This window comes from Candidatus Streptomyces philanthi (genome assembly GCF_059553635.1).
Window position 1 is genome coordinate 1 of the sequence record NZ_JCANQV010000378.1, and the last position, 4,625, is coordinate 4,625.

The 4,625-nt window shown below is 72.2% G+C and carries 5 protein-coding genes and 2 pseudogenes; all 7 read right to left on the bottom strand.

Annotated features, from left to right (window positions below; all coding sequences use genetic code 11):
• A partial coding sequence (locus tag AC51EU_RS27235; RefSeq protein ID WP_496269744.1) for a SepX/GlpR family protein occupies positions 1–295 on the bottom strand: 295 nt, incomplete at its 3' end.
• A 151-nt stretch (positions 296–446) separates the two neighbouring features.
• On the bottom strand, positions 447–1,070 hold the full coding sequence (locus AC51EU_RS27240) for a GNAT family N-acetyltransferase (RefSeq protein WP_496269747.1): 624 nt from the start codon (positions 1,068–1,070) through the stop codon (positions 447–449).
• Positions 1,067–1,570 (bottom strand): MogA/MoaB family molybdenum cofactor biosynthesis protein, encoded by a 504-nt coding sequence (locus AC51EU_RS27245; RefSeq protein ID WP_496269748.1) that lies wholly within the window; start codon positions 1,568–1,570, stop codon positions 1,067–1,069. Before AC51EU_RS27245 ends, AC51EU_RS27240 begins: the two co-directional genes overlap by 4 nt.
• Positions 1,567–2,049, bottom strand: a complete 483-nt coding sequence (gene moaC / locus AC51EU_RS27250; RefSeq protein WP_496269745.1) for a cyclic pyranopterin monophosphate synthase MoaC — start codon at positions 2,047–2,049, stop codon at positions 1,567–1,569. The genes AC51EU_RS27245 and moaC overlap by 4 nt, the downstream gene beginning before the upstream one ends.
• Before the next feature lie 49 nt (positions 2,050–2,098).
• Positions 2,099–3,300 (bottom strand): annotated as a pseudogene (locus AC51EU_RS27255) (nuclease/transposase family protein); the annotation flags it as partial.
• Positions 3,293–3,718, bottom strand: a pseudogene (locus AC51EU_RS27260) (recombinase family protein). The pseudogenes AC51EU_RS27260 and AC51EU_RS27255, both read right to left, overlap by 8 nt.
• Before the next feature lie 123 nt (positions 3,719–3,841).
• Positions 3,842–4,625, bottom strand: a 784-nt coding sequence (locus tag AC51EU_RS27265; protein WP_496269746.1) for a molybdopterin molybdotransferase MoeA, incomplete at its 5' end; no start/stop codon positions are given.

Consider the following 4,625-nt stretch of genomic DNA (forward strand, 5'->3'; position numbering starts at 1 on the left):
CGCCCCGGCCGCGGGGGTCGGTCGCCGGGCCGTCGTGGAAGGGCGGGACGTCGGCGGGGTCGTCCGCCAGGTCCGGGTCGCAGTCGTCGCCGGGGTCGTCGGCCGGGGCCTCGCGCTGCTCCTTGTCGTAGCGGCGCTGCATGGCCGCCCGGCCGGACAGGAGGCGGATGGCCGTACTGAAGCGCTCGGTGGGACGGGCTTCGTTCAGCTCGTCCTGCCTACGGAGCCACATCGGCACCAAATAGGCAGCCCAGGCCCCGACGATGACTGCGTAGATGAGGCCGCTGCTTCTCACACCTCACACGGTAGAGGGGTTTACGCGGGGCGATCCGCCAATCGAGCCGGTGTGTCGCACGATCTGGCTGATATCTCGAACTTTTTTTGTGATTGTTGAGATGGCCACTCTGTGAATGCGGCCAAATGGTGGAGGAATTCGAACACCTATTTCATTTGTGGGATGTGCCGGGTTCCCGCTTCCGCCAGCGGTCGAGCAGCCCTTCCGGCACCTCCTCGGCCGTGAGCGCGTAGACGACGTGATCGCGCCAGGCGCCGTCGATGTGGAGATAGCGCGGACGCAGGCCCTCCTCACGGAAGCCCAGCTTCTCCACGACGCGGCGGCTCGGGGCGTTCTCCGGGCGGATGCAGACCTCGATGCGGTGCAGCCCGACCGTGCGGAAGCAGTGGTCGACGGCGAGGGCGACGGCGGTCGGTATGACACCGCGGCCCGCGACCTCCTTGTCCACCCAGTAGCCGATGTGGCCCGAGCACATCGATCCCCAGGTGATGCCCGCCACCGTCAGCTGCCCGGCGATCCGGCCGCGGTACTCGACGACGAACGGCAGCATCCGCCCGGCCTGTGCCTCGGCGCGCAGATGGCGGACCATCTGGCGGTAGGTCGGGCGGTGCGGCACCGGTACGCCGGGCGGGGGCGGCGGGACGGTCGCCTCCCAGGGGCGCAGCCAGTCGCGGTTGCGCTGGTTGACCTCCCGCCATTGCCGCTGGTCACGCAGTCTTATCGGCCGGAGGACGATGTCCTGTTCGGTGAGGACGACCGGCCAGGGGGCGTTCAGCGGGGGCTCCCGTCGGACGGGGGGTGGTCGCCGCCGCGGATCTGCTCGACGGCGTGCGGCAGGAGGCCGGCGAGGACCGCGAGGCCGTCGCGGACCCCGCCGGTGGAGCCCGGGAGGTTGACGATCAGGGTGCGTCCGGCGAGGCCGGCGAGGCCGCGGGAGAGCGCCGCGGTGGGCACCTTGGCCAGGCCCGCGGCGCGGATCGCCTCGGGGATGCCGGGGATCTCACGGTCGAGGACGGCGCGGGTGGCCTCGGGGGTGCGGTCGGTGGGCGACAGGCCCGTGCCGCCGGTGGTGAGGATCACGTCGTAGCGGCCGCCGACGACGGCGTCGCGCAGGGCCGCCTCGACGGGGGCGCCGTCCGGGACGACCCGCGGTCCGTCGACGGTGAAGCCCATGGCGGTCAGGCCCTCGGCGCACAGCGGGCCGCCGCGGTCGGGGTAGACGCCGGCGGCGGCACGGTTCGAGGCCGTGACGACCAGTGCGTGCCCGGTGGTCATGCGCGGCTCCAGTCGCCGGACTTCCCGCCGGTCTTCTCCTCGACGCGGACGTCGGTGACGACGGCGGCCTTGTCGACGGCCTTGACCATGTCGATGACGGTGAGGGCGGCGACGGAGACCGCGGTGAGCGCCTCCATCTCGACGCCCGTGCGGTCGGTGGTGCGCACGGTGGCGGTGATCTCCACCGCGTCGTCGGTGACGTCGAGGTCGACGGTGACGCCGGAGAGGGCGAGGGGGTGGCAGAGCGGGATCAGCTCGGAGGTGCGTTTGGCGCCCATGATGCCGGCGAGGCGGGCGGTGGCGAGGGCGTCGCCCTTGGGGACCCCCTCGCCGCGCAGCAGGGCCACGACCCGCTCGGACACCAGGACGCGGCCGGTGGCGCGGGCGGTACGGGCGGTGACGTCCTTCCCGGTGACGTCGACCATCCGCGCCGCGCCCGCCGCGTCGAGATGGGTGAGGTGGTGCTGGCCGCTGCTCATCGTTCTCCCGGTCTGCTGCCGCGTGTGGGACGACACCGTACCGTTCGTCATCAGTGAGCAGGAGTGAGTCATGGACCCGAACCTGCACATCTGGCGCATCCCGAACGGTTGTGGATGCACTGGTCGCCCGCGTTCGCTCCGCGTCCGGGCGGCACGCATCCTGTGCGTGGTCCGGGAACGCGGGGGCGGGGTTCCTCACGTCCGCGGGTGCCGTGTCCGGCCTGGGGCGGTCCGATGCCCACGACGATCGCTCTGGTCGTCGTGGGGCGGTGCCGTCCGTCGCCGGATACGGTGTCCGAGGGCGCGTCGTCCGATCGCCACGGCGGCGCTGTCGTGGCGGGTGGTCTTGCGGGTCTTCGAGGTGAGGGGCTTCCGCCAGTGCTCGGCGCCCCAGCGGGAGGTGTACGCCGGGTCGACGGCCACGATGGTGATGCCGAGTTCGGCGGCCATGCTGACGAGCCGGGCGCGTAGCTTGGCGGTGGGCATGCCGGAGATGAGCTTGCGGCGGCCGTGTTTCTCCCGGGTTTTCCCGGCAGTGAAGTCGAGGTCTTCGACCGCGAGGGACAGGTTGTGCCGTGCGGCCCAGTGCAGGAGCCGGGTGAGGGCGTGCCGCACTTGGGCGTCCCGGTGGTCCGCGCTGCCGGACAGGTCGTAGAAGAAGCGGCGCGGCTCACCCACCGGGTTGCCGTGCTGGTCCAGCCGCCAGGCGGCCAGGTGGTCGGCGTTGGTGTCCACACCGGTCAGACCACCGGTGCGGGCCTGGGCCAGGGGCACGGTCAGAGCCGGGGGGATCGTCCACGACGCGGTCACATACCAGCGGCCTCGCTCCGCGTCGTGATGGATGCGGTAGGTCACCGCCCGGTTCGCGCCGACGCGGTCGGCCCACTCGTCGCCCCGACGCCGGTGTGCGATCGCCTTGATGCCGGCTTCCAGCCCTTGGATGTGAGCGAGCTGAGCGCGGCGGGAGAGCGCCCACTGATCATGGCTGGCCTTCGTGATCGCCCCGGCCCACCGCGACGACGACTCTTGCGTCAGGGCCCGCTTCCGTTCGGCCCACATGTCCGTGGAGTGCTCCAGCCCGTCAGCGCACCTGCGCTTGAGATCTTTCGAGGCGAGGGAGCCGAGGTGCGCGCCGACCAGCCGCAACACCTTGTCATCCTCGCTGGTGAGGTGCTTGAGGCTGGTGCGGATCGCGACACCGGACGGCCCGGGAGCAACAAACGGCGGATCGATCGGACGGAGGTCAGCCACGCTTGGCGGCCTCCAGGGCCTTGCGGGCACGGTTCTTCGCCGACCGGCGCCCGTACAGGCGGGCACAGAACGAGGTCAGCACCTCCGCCATGTCCCGCACCAGGTCGCCCTCGGCCTCGCCGTCGTCCAGCACGACCAGGCGGAGGCGCTTTCGCACTCCACTCGCACCACCCGGTGGCCCGTGGCGGCAGCCCACCGGGCCAGCCGGGCGGCCTGGCGCTCCAGGCCGTCCTTCTGATCGTGTGAGGAGACGCGGGCATACGGCCCAGCCCGCCGGCTGCCCCGGGCGCGGCGTTGCCCCCCACACGAGGATCGTGCGCGGGCCGGCCCGCTGAGCCGGCACCGGTAGCGTCCGGAACCAGCGGTACGCGGTCTGCGGATGTACACCGTGCTTCCTCGCCCATTCCGTGAGATCCACGCTCTGACAACGACACTCACTTACGCATGGCTACGCGCACTTACCCGACTTCAAGGACCAGCGGTTGAAGACCCCGGCGGCCCGGCGCCAAGGGCTGTCCCGTCACCCCTGGCGGGACAGCCCTCAGCCGAGCAGGACGATGTCGACGGTGCCGCCCGCCGGGACCTCGGTGGTGTCCTCGGGGACGGTGATCAGCGCGTTCGAACGGGCGAGGGCCTGGACGAGGTGGGAGCCCGCGCCGCCGACGGGGGTGACCGTACCGGCGTGCGGGTCGTAGGTGCCGCGCAGGAACTGGCGGCGGCCCTTCGGCGACGAGGTGACGGCCTCGGTGCAGCGGGCGGGGGTCACGGGGCGGTGGACATCGGTGAGGCCCATGAGGGCGCGGATGGCGGGGCGGACGAAGATCTCGAAGGAGACATAGGCGCTGACGGGGTTGCCGGGCAGGGCGAGCAGCGGGATGCGGTCGGGGCCGATGAGGCCGAAGCCCTGGGGCTTGCCGGGCTGCATGGCGACCTTGCGGAACTCGACCGCGCCGTCCTCGGCGGACATCTCGGAGAGCGTCTCCTTGACCACGTCGTACGCGCCGACGCTGACACCGCCGCTGGTCACCAGGATGTCGGCCCGGATCAGCTGGTCCTCCAGCGTGGCGCGCAGGGTCGCCGCGTCGTCGGCGACGGCGCCGACGCGGTAGGCGAGGGCGCCCGCGTCCCGCGCGGCGGCGGTGAGCTGGAAGCTGTTGGAGTCGTGGATCTGACCGGGGCCCAACGCCTCGCCGGGCTGGACGAGTTCGCTGCCGGTGGACAGTACGACGACGCGGGGGCGGGGGCGGACGCGGACCGTGCCGCGGCCGAGGGCGGCGAGCAGGCCGATCTGCGGCGGGCCGAGGACCGTACCGGCGTCCAGGGCC